This window comes from Oceanobacillus sp. FSL K6-0118 (genome assembly GCF_038006665.1).
Lineage (GTDB): Bacteria > Bacillota > Bacilli > Bacillales > Amphibacillaceae > Oceanobacillus > Oceanobacillus caeni.
In genome coordinates this window covers 1,969,107-1,986,152 of record NZ_JBBOVR010000001.1, presented here as the reverse complement: position 1 = coordinate 1,986,152, position 17,046 = coordinate 1,969,107, and the positions used below count along the sequence as shown (strand labels likewise).

Below are 17,046 nucleotides of genomic sequence, written 5' to 3'. Positions count from 1 at the left end.
TCTATATTGCACATTTTTTCCAGTTATCATCCATTATACGGTAAAAAAAGCAGACTTGCGAATGTACAAGTCTGCTGAATCATTTATTTCTATACATTTAAGACGTTTTTTCTTCCTGAGTACCAGAAACTAACACTGTTCTTGGTTTACTTCCTTCATAAGGCCCTACAATGCCACGTTCTTCCATTGCATCGATAAGTCTTGCAGCTCTTGTATAACCGATTCGAAATCTTCTTTGCAACATAGAAACACTTGCGCTTTGCATTTCAATAATAAGTTGTACCGCATCATTATAAAGTTCATCATCAACTTCAGTATGAACTTCATCATTTTCATCGGGGATCATTTCTTCTTGATAAGATGCTTTTTGTTGATCAATACAATGATCCACAATTCTTTCAACCTCATCATCTGATAAAAATGCCCCTTGAACCCTTTTTGGTTTGGAAGCACCAACTGGTAAAAATAACATATCGCCTTTCCCAAGAAGCTTTTCTGCTCCTCCAGAATCCAATATGGTTCTAGAGTCTGTTTGCGAGGAAACGCTAAAAGCAATTCTGGAAGGGATATTCGCTTTAATAACCCCAGTAATAACGTCTACAGAAGGTCTTTGGGTTGCAATGATAATATGAATACCAGCAGCCCTTGCCATTTGTGCTAATCTTGTAATAGAATCTTCCACATCATTCGAAGCAACCATCATCAAATCGGCAAGTTCGTCCACGATCACAACAATGTATGGGAGGTGTGGTTGTGATTGTTCGGATGATAAATTATACTTACGAATATATTCATTATATCCTTCTATATTTCTAGTTCCAGTATCGGAGAATAGATCATACCTTCTCTCCATTTCCGATACGACCTTCTTTAAGGCTTTTGAAGCTTTTTTCGGATCTGTTACAACTGGAGCTAACAAATGTGGTATTCCATTATATACGTTCAATTCCACTTTCTTCGGATCAATCATCATCATTTTAACCTCATGTGGTTTCGCCCGCATTAAAATGGTAGTAATAATACCATTTACGCAAACACTTTTACCACTTCCGGTAGCACCTGCGATGAGTAGGTGCGGCATCTTATTTAGTTCAGCAACAACAGCATCCCCTGAAATATCTCTTCCTAATGCAACTAGTAGTTTAGAAGATTTGTTGTTCCATGTACTATCTAACACTTCTCTAATCGACACCATTGCAACTTCTTGATTAGGAACTTCAATTCCGACAGCTGATTTTCCGGGAATTGGAGCTTCAATCCGTAAATCCTTAGCGGCTAGTGCTAGTGCTAAATCATCATGTAAACTTACAATCTTACTAACCTTTACACCTGCTTCAGGTGATATTTCATATTTTGTAACCGCAGGACCTACATTTACCTTCGTAACTCTTGCCCGAACTCCGAAGCTTTTAAATGTACGATCTAACTTTCTTACCGTTGCTTGGATTTGTGATTTTTCTTGATACTGCGAATTATGAGCAGGTTCCGCTAGTAAATCTGGAGATGGTAAAATATATTCATGGTTTTCCGTCTCAGTCATCGGTATCGACATGGAGTAATCCATTTCTTCTTCATCTGTATGGTTAAGTTGAGTCTCTTCTTTTTTACTCGGTTGATTTACTATTTCATCATTTGTTTCTTGGGGTTGATAAGCAACATCTGTAAAATCTGTTATTTCAGGTTCCTCTGTATTTACCTGTTGATTATCTACTATTTCTGCCTCTGTTACACTATCTTCTGCCTTCACTTCATCTCTTTTCAATTTAACATTTTTTATTCCTTCACCAAAACGTACAAACATATTCTTACATTTTCCTATTAATTTAGAAAAAATATCTCCTAAAGATATATCCGTTAAGAATACAATACCAATGATGATAGAGAAGACAGCAACAATTTTCGCCCCTACTAATGAAAATAAATAGTTTGTAAAAGTAAAGAGCAATCCACCTATCATTCCCCCACCTGTTTGCACGGCAGTCCCATTACCATTAATAAATTGTAAAAAATGATTCCAGGTTGAGCCAATTATAGAGACATTTTGCAGCATTAACTGCTCAAAAGTTTGTATATGCGTTATTAACAAGACCCCTGCAAATAAAATATAAAATCCAACGAATTTTTTATGAAATAAATATGGATACCTTCTTTTTACCATAAGAAAAATACCAATTATCAGTAAAAATACCGAAGCTAAAAAATACCAGATTCCTAGAAAGAATCGGAATAAATATTCTAATCCACCAGGAATGGCCCCATCACTAATTGCACTTGCTCCACTTCCGAAGATTGCTAAAGCAATAAACAATAATCCTAGCAACTCATTTTGCAATTTCTTTTTGCGATTTGAATTTTTCCGTTTCTTTCCCTTCTTTTTTTTCATTCTTTCACCTCACTATTTCCACCATACCAACTTCTCTAAAAAGAAGACTAACCATCAGTGGGGGATTTTCCTTCATCCCCCACTGATGGTTAGTCGCACTTATCGGACTTTTACAGGCAGTTGATCTCCCACCTACCTTCTTTGTTTCCCCAGAAGCTTGAGGTGGGAGCCTTATTGCCCGTTTAGGTGGGATAAAGGAAAACCTTGCCAAATTTGGCAAGGATTATATTAACTATATTATAACATAAAGTCTATTATCAGTGGAAAATTGAAAAACATGCTTTAAAAGGCTAGTGTAGAATAGATCCGGGTGAATATTTAAGGAAATCTTGCGGATCAGTGGATAACAATTGTACTAGTTGATAGGAACCATCCACGTTCTTTTCGGCTATCATCATTTTTCCTTCATATGAAATGCATTCCCTATTCTTAAAACTCTCATCTGAAGGTGGAAAGATGTCTGATTGCGATAAAGGTGTATACAAAATCACTGTATCACCTGACTTTCATTTCCCCGATTATTGTCGATGAGCTCGTTTAATTTTCTCATTGCGTTACTGACTCCTCCAACTTCATCAATCAACCCATATTCTACTGCATCAGCTCCAACAACGTTTGTTCCAATATCTCGAGTTAAATTCCCCTTGGCAAACATAAGATCTTTGAACACCTCTTCTTTAATATTAGAATGATTAACAACAAACTGAATCACTCTATCTTGCATTTTATCTAAGTATTCAAATGTTTGCGGAACACCGATAACGAGACCAGTCAACCTTACCGGATGGATAGTCATGGTTGCTGTTGGCACGATAAAGGTATAATCCGTGGAAACCGCAATTGGCACACCAATGGAATGACCGCCGCCCAAAACGATTGAAACGGTTGGTTTTGACATAGATGCTATCATTTCAGATAATGCCAAACCCGCTTCTACATCTCCTCCTACCGTATTCAATAAGATTACGACACCTTCTATCTTCGGATTTTGTTCAATCGCAATCAATTGGGGGATAATATGTTCATACTTCGTTGTTTTATTTTGTGGTGGAAGTTGAACATGACCTTCTATTTGACCAATAATAGATAAAACATGAATATTCGAATCAGGAGCCTGTGGAACGTTTGTTTGTCCTAATGACTGGATTTTTTGTACTAAAGACGAGGCATTCGATTGCTCATCCTTTTTTTCTTCTTGTTCTTTACTCATCTGTCAATCACTCCCTAAAGCTTATATTAACTTTAGTATGAACGAATTTTGTATTACAATGCAGAAATTTATAAGATAGAAAGTTTATGTACATATGCAAAAAAATATCGGCTTTTTATAAGCCGATATTTTCTATTCGTGTATTTAGTTCGTTTCTTTCTTCTTCATTTAATGGGACTAATGGTAATCGAACGCCACCAACCTCTATGTTTTTCATTTGTAAGGCTGCTTTAACCGGGGCTGGGGATGGAGACGTAAATAATCCATTCATTACCGACAATAATTTACGGTGCATGGTAGCTGCATGTGTTATATCACCATTAAAAAACCGATTAATCATTTCTTTCATTTCATTTCCTATAATATGGGATGCAACGGAAACAACACCAGTTGCCCCAATAGACAACATAGGTAAAGTTAAACTATCATTACCACTATAAACAGTAAAGTCATCATTTGTTTTTTCAATAATTTCGGAGATTTGATCTAAATCAGTTCCTGCTTCCTTAATGGAAACGATATTATCTATTTCACTTAACCTTACAACTGTATCTACGTCCATATTTACGATAGAACGTCCCGGAATATTATACAGCATGATAGGCAGTGTTGTTTCTTTTGCAATTTGGGAAAAGTGTTGAAACATACCTTCTTGGTTAGGTTTATTATAATACGGTGCTACAAGCAAGAAACCGTCAACCCCTAATGCTTCTGTTCGCTTCGTTAATTCGACTGATTCCTTCGTATTATAACTTCCGGTACCCGCAATAACAGGAACTCTTTTATTAACTATTTTTACTACATGACGAAATAATTTCATCTTTTCATCTACGGATAACGTAGGTGATTCACCAGTAGTTCCGCCAACAACCAATCCATCAGTACCATTTTCTAATAAATAGTTAATTAAATCCTCTAATTGGCCATAATCTAATTTACCATCCTTATCGAATGGCGTAACCATAGCAGTTAACACTTGACCGAAATTCATTTTTTCACCTTCTTAATAATATTGAAGAAGATCCTGTTGACTTTTACATATTATTAAAGACTAAAAACATCGTGTAAGGCATTCACAGCAGTTTTTAAATCTTTCTCATGAACAAGAACCCAAATTGTTGTGTAACTATCGGCAGACTGTAAAATCTGTACACCTGCATTGGTTAATGCTTGAACGATTTCAGCTGCAACCCCAGGTACTCCAGTCATGCCCGCGCCCACAGCCGAAACTTTGGCACAATTTCTTGTGATTTCCGGTTTAAACCCTAATGTTTCAAGTACATAAACTGCCTTATCTGCTAAATCATTTGGCACTGTATAAATTACCCCTGCTGGTGAAATATTGATGAAATCGACTGAGATTCCCGCTTCAGCCATCGCTTTAAATACATCCGATTGAAGTCTATATGCCTCTTCTTTGGTTTGAACCTTTAATTGAGTAATGGAAGACATATGGGCTATCCCTGTTACTAAACGATCTTGAATATCAACACCCATTTCCTTCACTCTAGATGAGGTTACTAATGTCCCAGGTTCAAGCGAGTAAGTTGATCTAACACGTAATGGGATTTTTGCTTGCATGGCGATTTCTACCGCCCTAGGATGAATTACTTTCGCACCTTGATAGGCAAGATTACAAATTTCTGAATAAGTAACGACATCTAAAGAATGTGCATTTTCAACTATTCTTGGATCTGCTGTCATAATACCCTCAACATCCGTAAATATTTCAACCATCTCTGCCTGTAATGCCGCTCCAAGGGCAGCCGCAGAAGTATCACTACCTCCACGGCCAATGGTAGTAATTTCTCCCATTTCTGTTTGTCCCTGAAAGCCTGCCACTACAACGACATCATTATTTTCTAACTCTTTATAAATTCTTTCTGGTTTTACTTCTTTAATCTTTGCTTGTGTAAAGTCCTCACTCGTAATAAAACCTGCTTGTGCGCCCGTTAATGCAATTGCATTAATATGTTGTTTTTTTAATTCATTGGATAAGACAACAGAAGAAATAATTTCCCCACAGGACATAAGTAAATCAATTTCACGATCTGAACTATTCGTTGCTGGAAAACCCACTAACTCTAAAAGTGAATCTGTTGCATATGGATCTGGCTTCCTTCCTAATGCAGAAACAACAACTACTAGTTTATAGTCTTTCACTAATGCATTTTTAATATGCTTGATAACATGTTTCCTATTTTCTTCAGACTGTACAGAAGTACCGCCAAATTTTTGTACTAAAATCTGCATCTTAACACCTCTAATAAACTACTTATAGCCAGTTATTTTTCACTAATGTTTGAGCTATTTGTACCGTATTCCAAGCAGCACCTTTAAGAAGATTGTCAGATACAATCCATAAATGGAATCCTTTATCATTGTCTAAGTCTTTTCTTACTCGACCAACGAAAACCTCTTCTTTATTTGCTGAACTTAAAGGAGTAGGATACGTTTGTGTAGAGGGATCATCTTGTAAAATAATTCCTTCTGCATTCTCAAAAGTTCTCCAAATATCTTGGACAGTTACTCCATCTTTTTCTACCTCAATATATACACTTTCGGCATGAGACGTGAAAAATGGTAATCGCACGCATGTAGCTGCTACTGATAAGTTAGGTTCATGCATAATTTTTTTAGTTTCATTTATCATTTTCATCTCTTCAAATGTATATCCATTATCTTGGAAAAGGTCTATTTGTGGTAATGCATTAAATGCGATTGGATAGTGCTTTTTGTCACTACCAGCAGGTAATATATTTGCTTCCATTTCTTCATTGTTCAGATATTGTTTTGCTTGATGTTCTAATTCAGCCACTGCTTTTGCACCTGCTCCAGAAACAGCTTGATAGGTGGAAACAATAACTCTAGATAATCCAAAATGGTCTTTAATTGGTTTCAAACCTGCTACCATTTGAATAGTGGAGCAGTTCGGATTTGCGATAATTCCTTTGTGTTCTTTAATGTCTTCTGCATTCACCTCTGGTACAACTAGTGGTACATTTTCGTCCATGCGGTATGCACTAGTATTGTCTACTACCACTGCTCCTCTTTTAACAGCTTCTGGAGCTAATTGTTTCGAAACAGATCCCCCTGCAGAGAATAACGCTATATCTATTCCTTCAAAGCTCTCCGGTTTTGCCTCTTCTACTATAATTGTTTTACCAGCAAATGTAAGTTCTTTCCCAGCTGAGTTTTTGGAAGACAAAAGCTTTAATTTATTTAAAGGAAACTTTTTTTCTTCTAATATTTTCATTATTTTTTGACCTACTGCACCGGTTGCTCCAACTACTGCTACATTATATGCTGTTTTTTCTGACATTTAAAACTCTCCCCTTAATCTTATTAGAAAACTCGGCACGACAAGATTTTGGCGATGCCTTCGTTATACTCATGAAGATAAAAAGTTTGCAGTTTTTTTACTGCTAAAAATTAAATCTCTTAATTTATTATTTTAACATATTTTTTTATTAAAAAGGAATAATAATAGGTTGAAGTTGTTCACGATCTAAAGCGGATTTGATTGTATCCTCTAATAAGTCAAGGTTCGCTACTAAGGAGTTTGGTTTTTTCATAGGATTATCTTGACCAAATGGCACAAAATAAATAAATTTACTATTTAATAATCGCGCCAAATTGATACCATTTAATCCGAGGGCATCATTTGTAGTAACGGATAGAACGACAGGATTTTGATTTCTGATAGTGGATTTTGCTGCCATTAATACGGGATTATCAGTAATCCCATTCGCAAGTTTTGCCATGGAGTTTCCGGTAAGTGGTGCAATCACCATACAATCTAGTGGTTTATCCGGTCCTAATGGCTCTGCATCGGGCATAGAAGTAATTACTTTTTGACCAGTTAATTCCTCTAATTTATTTAAATGGTCCTCTCCTCTACCAAATTTAGTTTCAGTACTCTGTACGGTATAGGATGCAATTGGAATGACTTCAACACCTTTATTTACTAAGTTTTCAATTTGCAAAAACACTTTACTAAATGTGTGATGTGAACCAGTTAATCCAATACCGATACGTTTCCCTTTTAAATTCATGATAAACTCCCCTCGTTTAATAATATTTGTTTAATAACATCTGCCAGAATTCTTCCAGCTGTTTTCGGAGCTACAATACTAGGCAAACTTCCAGTTAAAATTGCTTGAATACCACGTTTTGTTGCATATTCAAAATCTGTTCCTCCTGGATTTGACGCAAGATCTATAATAATTGCATGAGAAGGTAATTGCTGTATTACCTTTTGATCAACGACCAATGCCGGTACAGTATTTATTATTATGTCACAATTATTAGTGTGTTCATGGAGTTTATCAATTGGAATTGCCGTTAAGCCCATTTCTGTTATTCTTGCTAATTCTCTAATATTATTGGCACTAACCGAAACTTTCGCACCAAATGCAGAAAATCGATTTGCTACAGTTTGACCAACCCTACCAAACCCTGTTACGAGTACACGTGAGGAATGAATCGTATAGTCTGTATTCTCAATCGCCATCATGATTGCACCTTCTGCTGTAGGTATTGAATTATAGATAGCGACATCATCTCTATTAAACAATGGAAAAAGCTCTATCCCAGCTTCTTTTGTAACATGATTCAAATATTCATTTGTAATTCCGGTAAATACTTTTGTTGTTTTTTGTAGCTGTCCGAACCATTCAGGAGTTAACTTTATTTTTTGATCAGAAAAAACTGTTTCAATGTTTCCTTTAGAATCCGTTCCAGTTATTGGTAAAATAACACTATCCAATGTATTTAATTCTAATTCATCAAATTGAGTTTGTTTTAAGCCTGTGAAACTTTGATTTAAATTATCGAAACCCACAAGAATAATAGTTGTTTCTGGCATTAGTTCTAATTGCCTAATTAATTCTATATATCTTGCATCCCCACCAATTACAGCAATTATTCGACTCATGATTATTTCTACCCTCCATACATAACTAATCCTAAATCTGTTCTTTATAGCTTATGTCTTTCTGCAATGAGAGTGATTCGTCCATAGCTAAAAAACCAAAAAAAGACCATAATCTCCTTTTGATTATGGACCATAACAATTATATTTTTATTTTCCATTAAAACTTATCATTTTTCATTTCAACCATGATCATATCTTCGCCAATTTTTTTTACTTCATTCCAATGAATTTTTGTTGTTTCCCCTTCTTTTTTCAATCCAAACCATTTATAAGTTGGTATAATGAAAGCTTCAATCTGACCGGTTTTTTCATTGATTTCCAAATCAGTTTGCCCAAGTATTCCTAACCTTTCCCCTTCGTTAATACTAACTATTTCCTTACTGCTAATATCTTTAAAGCGCATATAAATAACCTCCATACGATGATATATAGTAAATTTATATGTATCATCGGATGGTCGTATGTCCTTTTTATGTAAGCAAAACACATATTATAAGGCTGAATGAATCCATTTCCACATAAATACAACGAAGGCATTCGCAGCCTAATAGCGAATGCCTTCGTTTTCTATGAAATTTCCGGTGCAATTAATGCGACTGATTGAGAATTACGAAACGTATAATCAATCACTTTTCTTATCGACTCATGACTTACTGCATCAATTTCTTTAATCATGTCGTCTAAACTTCTATGTCTTCCAAGTAATAATTCATTTCTTCCATTTCTACTCATTTTGCTATTGGTACTTTCTAAACTTAACATTAAGCTTCCTTTTAGCTGCTCTTTACTATTTCTTAACTCTTTATCAGTTAAACCATCTTTAATTAATAACTCTAACGTATTATTGATTGTATCTTGCAGTAATGGTAGCTGTTCTTTTCCAGTACCTGCATAAATGGTTAGAAGTCCATTATCTAAATAGGTTGAATGGTAAGAGAAGACAGAATAAGCAAGACCTTGTTTTTCTCTAACATCTTGGAATAGCCTAGAACTCATACTACCACCAAGAACATTATTCATGACAACTAAGCTGTACGTATTTTCATCACCTAATTTTAATCCATTAAATCCTAAGCATAAATGTGCCTGCTCCGTATCTTTATTTCTTTCAATCCGATTAGCTAAAAAAGTTGGTGTTTCAAGCGATTCTTTCCCTACATTACGTTCAAATTTACCAAAATAAGAAGCTATATTGTTAATAAAGCTTTCATCCACATTACCGGCTACAGAAATTACTACATTATCAGGTGTATATCGTTGTTCTACATAATTTCGTAAATCTTCAGGTGAAAAAGATTTTAAATGCTCCTCTGTACCAAGAATAGGGTACCCTAATGAGTGGTCTCCAAATGACGCTCGAGCTAATAAATCATGTACGATATCATCGGGAGTATCCTCATACATTTTTATTTCTTCATAAACGACTTTCTTTTCCCTTTCCATTTCTTCTTCATCAAATGAAGAATTGAAGAACATATCCGCTAATATTTCTAATGCGTAATCCTTATGTGTGTCTAGAACCTTCGCATAAAAGCAAGTATATTCTTTAGAAGTAAAGGCATTGATTTGACCGCCTATAGAGTCAAAAGCTTCTGCTATTTCTTGCGCAGATCTTGTATCCGTTCCTTTAAAAAACATATGTTCCAAGAAATGTGAGATGCCATTATTCATCTTCGTTTCATTTCTCGAACCAGTTAATACCCATATTCCAATTGTCACAGAACGTACGGAAGGTATATTTTCTAGAACAATTCTTAATCCATTTCTACATGTATGTCTTTGTATCAAAGTTCGTCCTCCTAATGCGTTTTGATTACCTTTCTTCACTTAATAATTTCTCAATAGTACCTATACGATACTCTTTCTCTTTAATCACTTTAATTAAATCATCTAGTCCATTTGCGATTACAGATGTCGGATGCATCAAAATGGTTGCCCCTGGATGAATTTTACTATTTACTCGGTTAATCATAACATTTACAGAAGGATTCTTCCAATCAATCGTATCTACTGTCCATAGAATTGTTTCCATTTTTAGGTTAAAGGCACTTTGTACAACTTGATCATTAAAGCTTCCACTTGGTGGGGCGAACCATTTTGGTGTTTTATCTGTGATTGCTGTTAGGATTTCATTTGTTTGTGTTATTTGCTCCACTATTTTCTGATTAGACAGTGTCGCCATATCTGGATGATTATAGGCATGATTACCAATGATATGTCCCTGCTCATCAATCATTTTAACCAATTCAGGGTTTTCTTTTGCCCACTTTCCTTCAATAAAAAAGGTTGCTTTCACTTTATGATCATTTAACGTTTTTAAAATATCTGGAATATATTCCGTTCCCCATGAAACATTTATCAAAAATGAGACCATTTCTTTCTCAGGATGGCCTCTATAAATTGGAGATGCTTGTAAATCTGCCAATTTAACTTTAGGAGGAATTTCTTTATAAACCAAAAGTGATTCATCGAAGACACCTTTATCCTTCATTTTTTCATATGATTTATCTATATTCACCTTAATCCCGTTTCTACCTGGGGTCTTTTTCCACACGTCATCTATATATGCATCAACTGGTGGTTGCTCAAATTCTTTGCTTTTTTCTTCAATCTCCATATATAAGGAATCTTCTTTTTTTATTGCATGAGAGAGAGTTGTTGTCACCTCTTCATTTATTTCAATTGGATTATTAATGCTGTTGTAAGATAACGCCACTATAATAATGAATAGACATAAATTTATGTATTTTCGGTATCGGTACATCGTCCTTGCCCTCCTTCTTATACAAATGTATGCATAAGGGGGACAAGGTATGATTAAGTTACAAGATGATATTTAAAGCATAAAAAAAGAAACTGCTCATACAGCTTCTTTCTCTTACTATTATTGATTCGCCTTTTCTTTTCTTTCCCTTTCTTCTTTTAAAACTGCTTTCCTGGAAAGATTAATTCTGCCTTGACGATCAATTTCTTTTACTTTTACTAATATTTTATCACCAACGGACACTGCATCCTCTACCTTATTCGTTCTTTCTTCCGCAAGTTCGGATATATGAACCAATCCATCTTTTCCTTTGAATAGTTCAACAAACGCACCGAATTTCTCAATTCGTCTTACAGTTCCTAAATAAATTTGTCCGACTTCAACTTCTCGAACTAAATCTTCTATAATTTTCTTAGCTTTTTCATTCATTTCAGGATCAGTAGAGGAAATAAAGATATTTCCATCTTGCTCAATATCAATCTTAACACCTGTTTCATCAATGATTTCATTGATTTGTTTTCCGCTAGGACCTATAACCGTACGAATTTTATCCGGATTGATAGACATAGTAAGAATTTTAGGTGCATATCGAGAAAGTCCTTCTCTTGGTTGATTAATAGTGGCGAGCATAGATTCTAGAATCTGCATTCTACCCTTTTTAGCTTGAGTTAAAGCTTCTTCCAAGATTTCTTTGGACAATCCGTCAATCTTAATATCCATTTGTAATGCAGTTACACCATCTTTTGTTCCTGCTACTTTAAAATCCATATCTCCAAGTGCATCTTCCATCCCTTGAATATCAGTAAGAATCGTATAATCCTCACCTGATTTCACGAGCCCCATAGCAATACCTGCAACTGGTGATTTGATTGGTACACCTGCATCCATCATCGCTAATGTACTTGCACAAATACTCGCTTGTGACGTAGAACCATTGGATTCAAGTACTTCCGATACTAAACGAATCGTATAAGGAAATTCTTTTTCAGATGGGACAACTTTCTCCAATGCTCTTTCACCTAATGCACCATGTCCAATTTCACGACGACCTGGTCCACGAATTGGTCCTGTTTCCCCTACACTATATTGTGGGAAATTATAATGATGCATAAAGCGTTTGGATTCTTCCAAATCCAACCCATCTAATATTTGAACATCACCTAAAGCCCCAAGAGTACATACACTTAGCGCCTGTGTTTGTCCACGTGTAAATAATCCAGAACCATGCGTTCTAGGTAAAACACCAACACGTGAAGAAAGTGGACGAATTTCATCAATCATTCTTCCATCTGGTCGAACTTTTTCAACCGTAATTAGGCGTCTAACTTCAGCTTTAACTAATTTATCTAGAATTGTTTTAACTTGATTATAAATTTCAGGTTCATCTTCATCATAACCCTCAAGAATACTATCTTTAACCTGTTTTATTGCTTCTTCTCGAGCATGTTTTTCTTTTACTTGAATTGCTTGTAATAGGCTTTCCTTTGCTTCTGCCTCTACTTTAGCACTTAGTTCTTCATCGGTATCAAATAATTTAACCTCAAATTTTTCTGTACCAACTGCTTGAATAATTTCTTCTTGAAATGCAACTAATCGTTTGATTTCTTCATGACCAAACATAATTGCATCTAGCATTACTTCTTCTGGTACTTCATCTGCACCAGCTTCTACCATATTAATCGCGTCTTTTGTTCCCGCAACTGTTAAATCTATATCGCTCTTCGCATCTTGTTCTACTGTTGGGTTAATAATGAATTCACCATCGACACGTCCAACATGGACACCAGCGATTGGTTGTTCAAATGGGATATCGGAAACACATAGTGCAATAGATGACCCTAACATAGCTGCAATCTCTGATGAACAATCTTGATCAACACTCATAACCGTACTTATTACCTGTACCTCGTTCCTAAAACCATCAGGAAACATAGGGCGGATTGGACGATCAATTAGTCTAGAAGCAAGAATTGCCTTTTCACTCGGTCTTCCTTCACGTTTGATAAAACCACCTGGAATTTTACCGACTGCATATAAACGTTCCTCATAGTTAACCGTTAATGGAAAGAACGGTAAATCTTTTGGTTCATTTGATGCTGTAGCAACAGCTAATACGGAAGTATCGCCATAATGAACCATACAAGCTCCATTTGCTTGTTTCGCCAGTTCTCCTACTTCAACGGTAAACTTTTTACCCGAAATTTCAGTGGAGAACACATATTTTTCATCTGTCATTTCATATAGTACTCCTTTCATTGCTCATTCTACCTTCATTTTATAGTTTATAAACATAAATGTAAATTTTATCCCCTATTAAAAGTTGTTCAAAAAAGTCTGATGAAAATAACACTTTGACGTTTCTAGTTCGTAATAGTGTCGGTGTTGCAACAAGTGTTTTTACAGTAGGGGCGAGTAATCGGAGCCCCAGGACGTTGCACTCTTGGCCGACTTTGGTCCTTTTATCTTCCTTTTTGAACGCATTATTAAATAATAGGCGTTTACAGGTTCTGTTTATATTATGTAAATGTTAGAAAACTTGGCGTTCGACAAGCTTTTGGTCGACGCCTTAGTTGCACTTATGCAAACGGGAAAGATTTTATACTTTCCTACTTGCTAAAAAAGTCGTGGATAATAGAAGAAGCAGGATTGCTCCTGCTTCTGTAAATTCATTATCGACGTAAACCGAGTCTTTTAATTAATTCACGGTAACGAGTAACGTCTTTATTTCTTAGGTAGTTTAATAAATTACGACGTTTACCAACCATTTTAAGTAAACCACGACGTGAATGGTGATCTTTTTTATGAATACGTAAATGTTCGTTTAACGTGTTAATTTCTTCAGTTAGTACAGCGATTTGCACTTCTGGAGATCCTGTATCAGTTTCATGAACTTTGTATTCATTGATGATCTCATTTTTACGAGCTTGTGTAATTGCCATTTGGGCACCTCCTAAATATTTATTTCATATCCCCAATCTCCTAGCAAACGTCGGAGTTACGATTTGCCAAGGGATGGTTCACGTTCTTAAGCATAACGTCTTTCATTAAAAATTGCAAGGGAAAAAATCATTAAATAGAGAAAAAACGTCGAATATTAACCTCATCCAATTTGATTTGTTCTATTAACGCTTCTACACTATCGAATTTCTCTTCCTCCCGCATATACTTGTACCATTCTACTGTTAATTCTTGACCGTATAAATTATTATTATAATCTAAAATATTAACTTCTATAGACAAATCTTCCCTTTCAGCTGTAAACGTTGGGTTTGTGCCTATACTAGCCATGCCAAAATAGGTTTCATTCTTATATAGCACCTTTACAGCATAAATGCCCGGTTTAGGCAACAATGCTTGCTTATCAACTTGTAAATTCGCTGTAGGAAAGCCAATTTCCCTACCACGTTGATCTCCCCTAATTACAATCCCTCTTAATTTAAAAGGACGTGTAAGTAATTCATTAGCCTCTTCAATATTGCCTTCTCTTAACAGTTTTCTAATTCTAGTAGAACTGACTTTTTCATGATCTAAAGAAACTTTTTCCACAGTAGTATAGGAAAATTTATCCCGCGTATATTCCGAAATATTCTCCATATTCCCTTTACCCTTATGGCCAAAAGTATAATCAAATCCTGCTACAAGATGTTTAATATTTAAACCAATAATAAACTGATCGACAAACTCTTGTGGCGATAACTTGGAAAACTCCTTATTAAAATCGATAATATATAATCGATCCACACCTAACCCTTTCATAATTTCAATTTTTTCTTTCAATGGTGTTATATAGTTAACATGATGTTCACCTTTTAAAACAACTAAAGGATGTGGATGAAACGTTATAACAGCGCTTTCCATATTATTTTCTTCTGCTCGCCTGATTGCTTCATTTATTACTTTTTGATGTCCCCTATGTATACCATCAAAAAAGCCAATCGCAGATACTGTATCTGGAATATCATCCTTTATTAAAGAATGGGGAAAACTCAATTCATAGATATTCATATTCTTCACCTGCACTTATTACCCATTAAAAACACGGATGGGTTTAATTTGATTTTTGTTTTCAGGGTGTATTTGATAGATTGCGAGTAATTTATTCTTATGTATTACCATAAAAGGATTGGTCTTTGGTAGGACTTCCGGAATCGGAAGTTTTTGTCCATTTTTCACTTTATTCTCCAACGTTTCATCCACATAAAGTGTGTCTAGGTGATCTAATCCCTTTACTATTGGAAATAGTAGATTACTTTCTTCATTTTTCATTACTGCTTCTTCTATAATAGCAAAATCAACTGAATTTTTCTCTGAAAAAGATCCCGTTTTTATTCTAGTTAAATCTGACATATGTGCAGGGTATCCTAATTTCTTACCTATATCAACACATAAAGTACGGATATATGTACCTTTTGAACAAATTACTTTTATTTTAAAAGAGTCATGCTTCTTGTCTAATAATTCAATATCAAATATGGTGATCTTTCTCTTAGGTCGTTCCACCGTCTTGTTTTCTCTTGCATATTCGTATAGCTTTTTTCCGTTTACCTTAACTGCTGAATACATTGGAGGAACTTGTGTAATAGAACCTTGAAATGAAAGCAAGACATTACGAACGCTTTCTGTACTTGGTGATTCGGATACTTCCATTTCTTCCAGTACTGTTCCTTGGGCATCTTCTGTATCCGTGGCTATTCCTAACTTTACTTCAGCTATGTATGTTTTCTTTGTATCGGTTAAAAAAGGCACAATTTTTGTAGCGTTGCCAATACATATGGGTAAAACACCATCCACCTCCGGATCCAAAGTCCCAGTATGTCCTACTTTTTTTGTTTTAAAAAGTTTTCTGCATCTCATGACACAATCATGTGATGTCATTCCTCGCGGTTTCCATAATGATAAGATACCATCCACGTCATCAACTCCATTCATGTTGAATATCAAAGGTTTTGTTATTGGGTAAAAATTAAAATTTATCTTATTAAATCTTGTCATAAGGAAGGCCACGTCCAGCTCCAGCACCCAGCGACTAGCGAGACTTCCTTCACCTCATGACACGATAAAGAAGACTTGCCGATGGATGAAACCAGAGGCTTAGTCGCACTTATACCCTTGTGGTGAAAGTCAACATCGACTCAAAGTATTAAAGGAAGGCCGACTAAGTGCGGCCTTTGCGGCCAACGTCGGCATACCCCTATGAAGGGGCATGTTTCCTTTATCTCCTACGGCTCAGTCCAGTCCGTACGTCGCTAAACTGGCGCTTTCGCTTTTGATCTTCCTATGGAAAAATCTGACTCATTTCCCGAGTCAGATTTCCAATAGTTAAAAATCTACTATTTATTTAAATCACGTAATAATTTTTCAATATGATTACCATAGGCGTATGCTTCATCGAATTCAAAAGAAATTTCCGGTGTTTTTCTTAATCGAATTCGTTTACCGATTTCAGAACGAATAAATCCTTTCGCCTTAGCAAGTCCTAGTAAAGTATCTTTTTTTTGTTTTTCGTCCCCTAAAACAGATATATATACTTTTGCCTGCTGAAGATCTCCGGTTACTTCTACATCGGTCACTGTAACAAAACCTACTCTTGGGTCTTTAATTTTCCTTGTAAGAATTTCACCTAATTCTTTTTTCATTTGTTCCGCAATACGATTTGCTCGTAATTCAGCCATTAAATTCACCTCGTGAAAAACCCATTATTAAAGAAGTGACTTAAAAGAGATTGTTCCAAAAGTCAGGTAAAAATGACATGC

The 17,046-nt window shown here is 35.5% G+C and carries 16 protein-coding genes; all 16 read right to left on the bottom strand.

What is annotated here, in order from left to right; translation table 11 throughout:
* Positions 1–97: 97 nt before the first annotated feature.
* The 16 genes from MHI02_RS10240 to rbfA all read right to left on the bottom strand — a co-directional run bounded on the left by MHI02_RS10240 (position 98) and on the right by rbfA (position 16,965).
* Entirely contained in the window at positions 98–2,383 is a 2,286-nt protein-coding gene (locus MHI02_RS10240) for an FtsK/SpoIIIE family DNA translocase (protein ID WP_047186097.1), read from the bottom strand.
* A 290-nt stretch (positions 2,384–2,673) separates the two neighbouring features.
* Positions 2,674–2,874 (bottom strand): YlzJ-like family protein, encoded by a 201-nt coding sequence (locus MHI02_RS10235; RefSeq protein WP_047186096.1) that lies wholly within the window; start codon positions 2,872–2,874, stop codon positions 2,674–2,676.
* Positions 2,871–3,593 carry a ClpP family protease gene (locus tag MHI02_RS10230; protein ID WP_047186095.1) on the bottom strand — a complete coding sequence of 241 codons (723 nt, stop codon included), beginning with the start codon at positions 3,591–3,593 and terminating at the stop codon, positions 2,871–2,873. Before MHI02_RS10230 ends, MHI02_RS10235 begins: the two co-directional genes overlap by 4 nt.
* A 115-nt stretch (positions 3,594–3,708) precedes the next feature.
* Positions 3,709–4,584, bottom strand: coding sequence for a 4-hydroxy-tetrahydrodipicolinate synthase (dapA, locus tag MHI02_RS10225; RefSeq protein WP_204798230.1), 876 nt, complete (start codon positions 4,582–4,584; stop codon positions 3,709–3,711).
* Positions 4,585–4,637: 53 nt separating this feature from the next.
* Positions 4,638–5,846 (bottom strand): aspartate kinase, encoded by a 1,209-nt coding sequence (gene dapG / locus MHI02_RS10220; RefSeq protein ID WP_047186093.1) that lies wholly within the window; start codon positions 5,844–5,846, stop codon positions 4,638–4,640.
* 22 nt (positions 5,847–5,868) lie between these two features.
* Complete coding sequence (gene asd, locus MHI02_RS10215; protein ID WP_047186092.1) at positions 5,869–6,915, bottom strand: aspartate-semialdehyde dehydrogenase; 1,047 nt, start codon at positions 6,913–6,915, stop codon at positions 5,869–5,871.
* Between the two features lie 148 nt (positions 6,916–7,063).
* Positions 7,064–7,648, bottom strand: a complete 585-nt coding sequence (dpaB, locus tag MHI02_RS10210; RefSeq protein ID WP_047186091.1) for a dipicolinate synthase subunit B — start codon at positions 7,646–7,648, stop codon at positions 7,064–7,066.
* Entirely contained in the window at positions 7,645–8,529 is an 885-nt protein-coding gene (gene dpaA, locus MHI02_RS10205) for a dipicolinic acid synthetase subunit A (protein WP_047186090.1), read from the bottom strand. The genes dpaB and dpaA overlap by 4 nt, the downstream gene beginning before the upstream one ends.
* A 157-nt stretch (positions 8,530–8,686) precedes the next feature.
* The gene (locus MHI02_RS10200; protein ID WP_204798231.1) at positions 8,687–8,932 is read right to left on the bottom strand and encodes a YlmC/YmxH family sporulation protein; all 246 of its coding nucleotides are present in this window, start codon (positions 8,930–8,932) and stop codon (positions 8,687–8,689) included.
* A gap of 164 nt (positions 8,933–9,096) precedes the next feature.
* On the bottom strand, positions 9,097–10,317 hold the full coding sequence (locus MHI02_RS10195; protein WP_204798232.1) for an insulinase family protein: 1,221 nt from the start codon (positions 10,315–10,317) through the stop codon (positions 9,097–9,099).
* Between the two features lie 25 nt (positions 10,318–10,342).
* A complete protein-coding gene (locus MHI02_RS10190) occupies positions 10,343–11,293 on the bottom strand; it encodes a polysaccharide deacetylase family protein (protein WP_204798233.1) in 951 nt (316 codons plus the stop codon).
* Between the two features lie 120 nt (positions 11,294–11,413).
* Entirely contained in the window at positions 11,414–13,528 is a 2,115-nt protein-coding gene (gene pnp / locus MHI02_RS10185) for a polyribonucleotide nucleotidyltransferase (protein ID WP_204798234.1), read from the bottom strand.
* A 434-nt stretch (positions 13,529–13,962) separates the two neighbouring features.
* On the bottom strand, positions 13,963–14,232 hold the full coding sequence (gene rpsO / locus MHI02_RS10180; RefSeq protein ID WP_047186087.1) for a 30S ribosomal protein S15: 270 nt from the start codon (positions 14,230–14,232) through the stop codon (positions 13,963–13,965).
* A 130-nt stretch (positions 14,233–14,362) separates the two neighbouring features.
* The gene (locus MHI02_RS10175; RefSeq protein ID WP_047186086.1) at positions 14,363–15,298 is read right to left on the bottom strand and encodes a bifunctional riboflavin kinase/FAD synthetase; all 936 of its coding nucleotides are present in this window, start codon (positions 15,296–15,298) and stop codon (positions 14,363–14,365) included.
* Between the two features lie 18 nt (positions 15,299–15,316).
* Positions 15,317–16,204, bottom strand: coding sequence for a tRNA pseudouridine(55) synthase TruB (gene truB, locus MHI02_RS10170; protein WP_047186085.1), 888 nt, complete (start codon positions 16,202–16,204; stop codon positions 15,317–15,319).
* Positions 16,205–16,623: 419 nt separating this feature from the next.
* Positions 16,624–16,965 (bottom strand): 30S ribosome-binding factor RbfA, encoded by a 342-nt coding sequence (gene rbfA / locus MHI02_RS10165; protein ID WP_047186084.1) that lies wholly within the window; start codon positions 16,963–16,965, stop codon positions 16,624–16,626.
* Positions 16,966–17,046 lie beyond the last annotated feature (81 nt).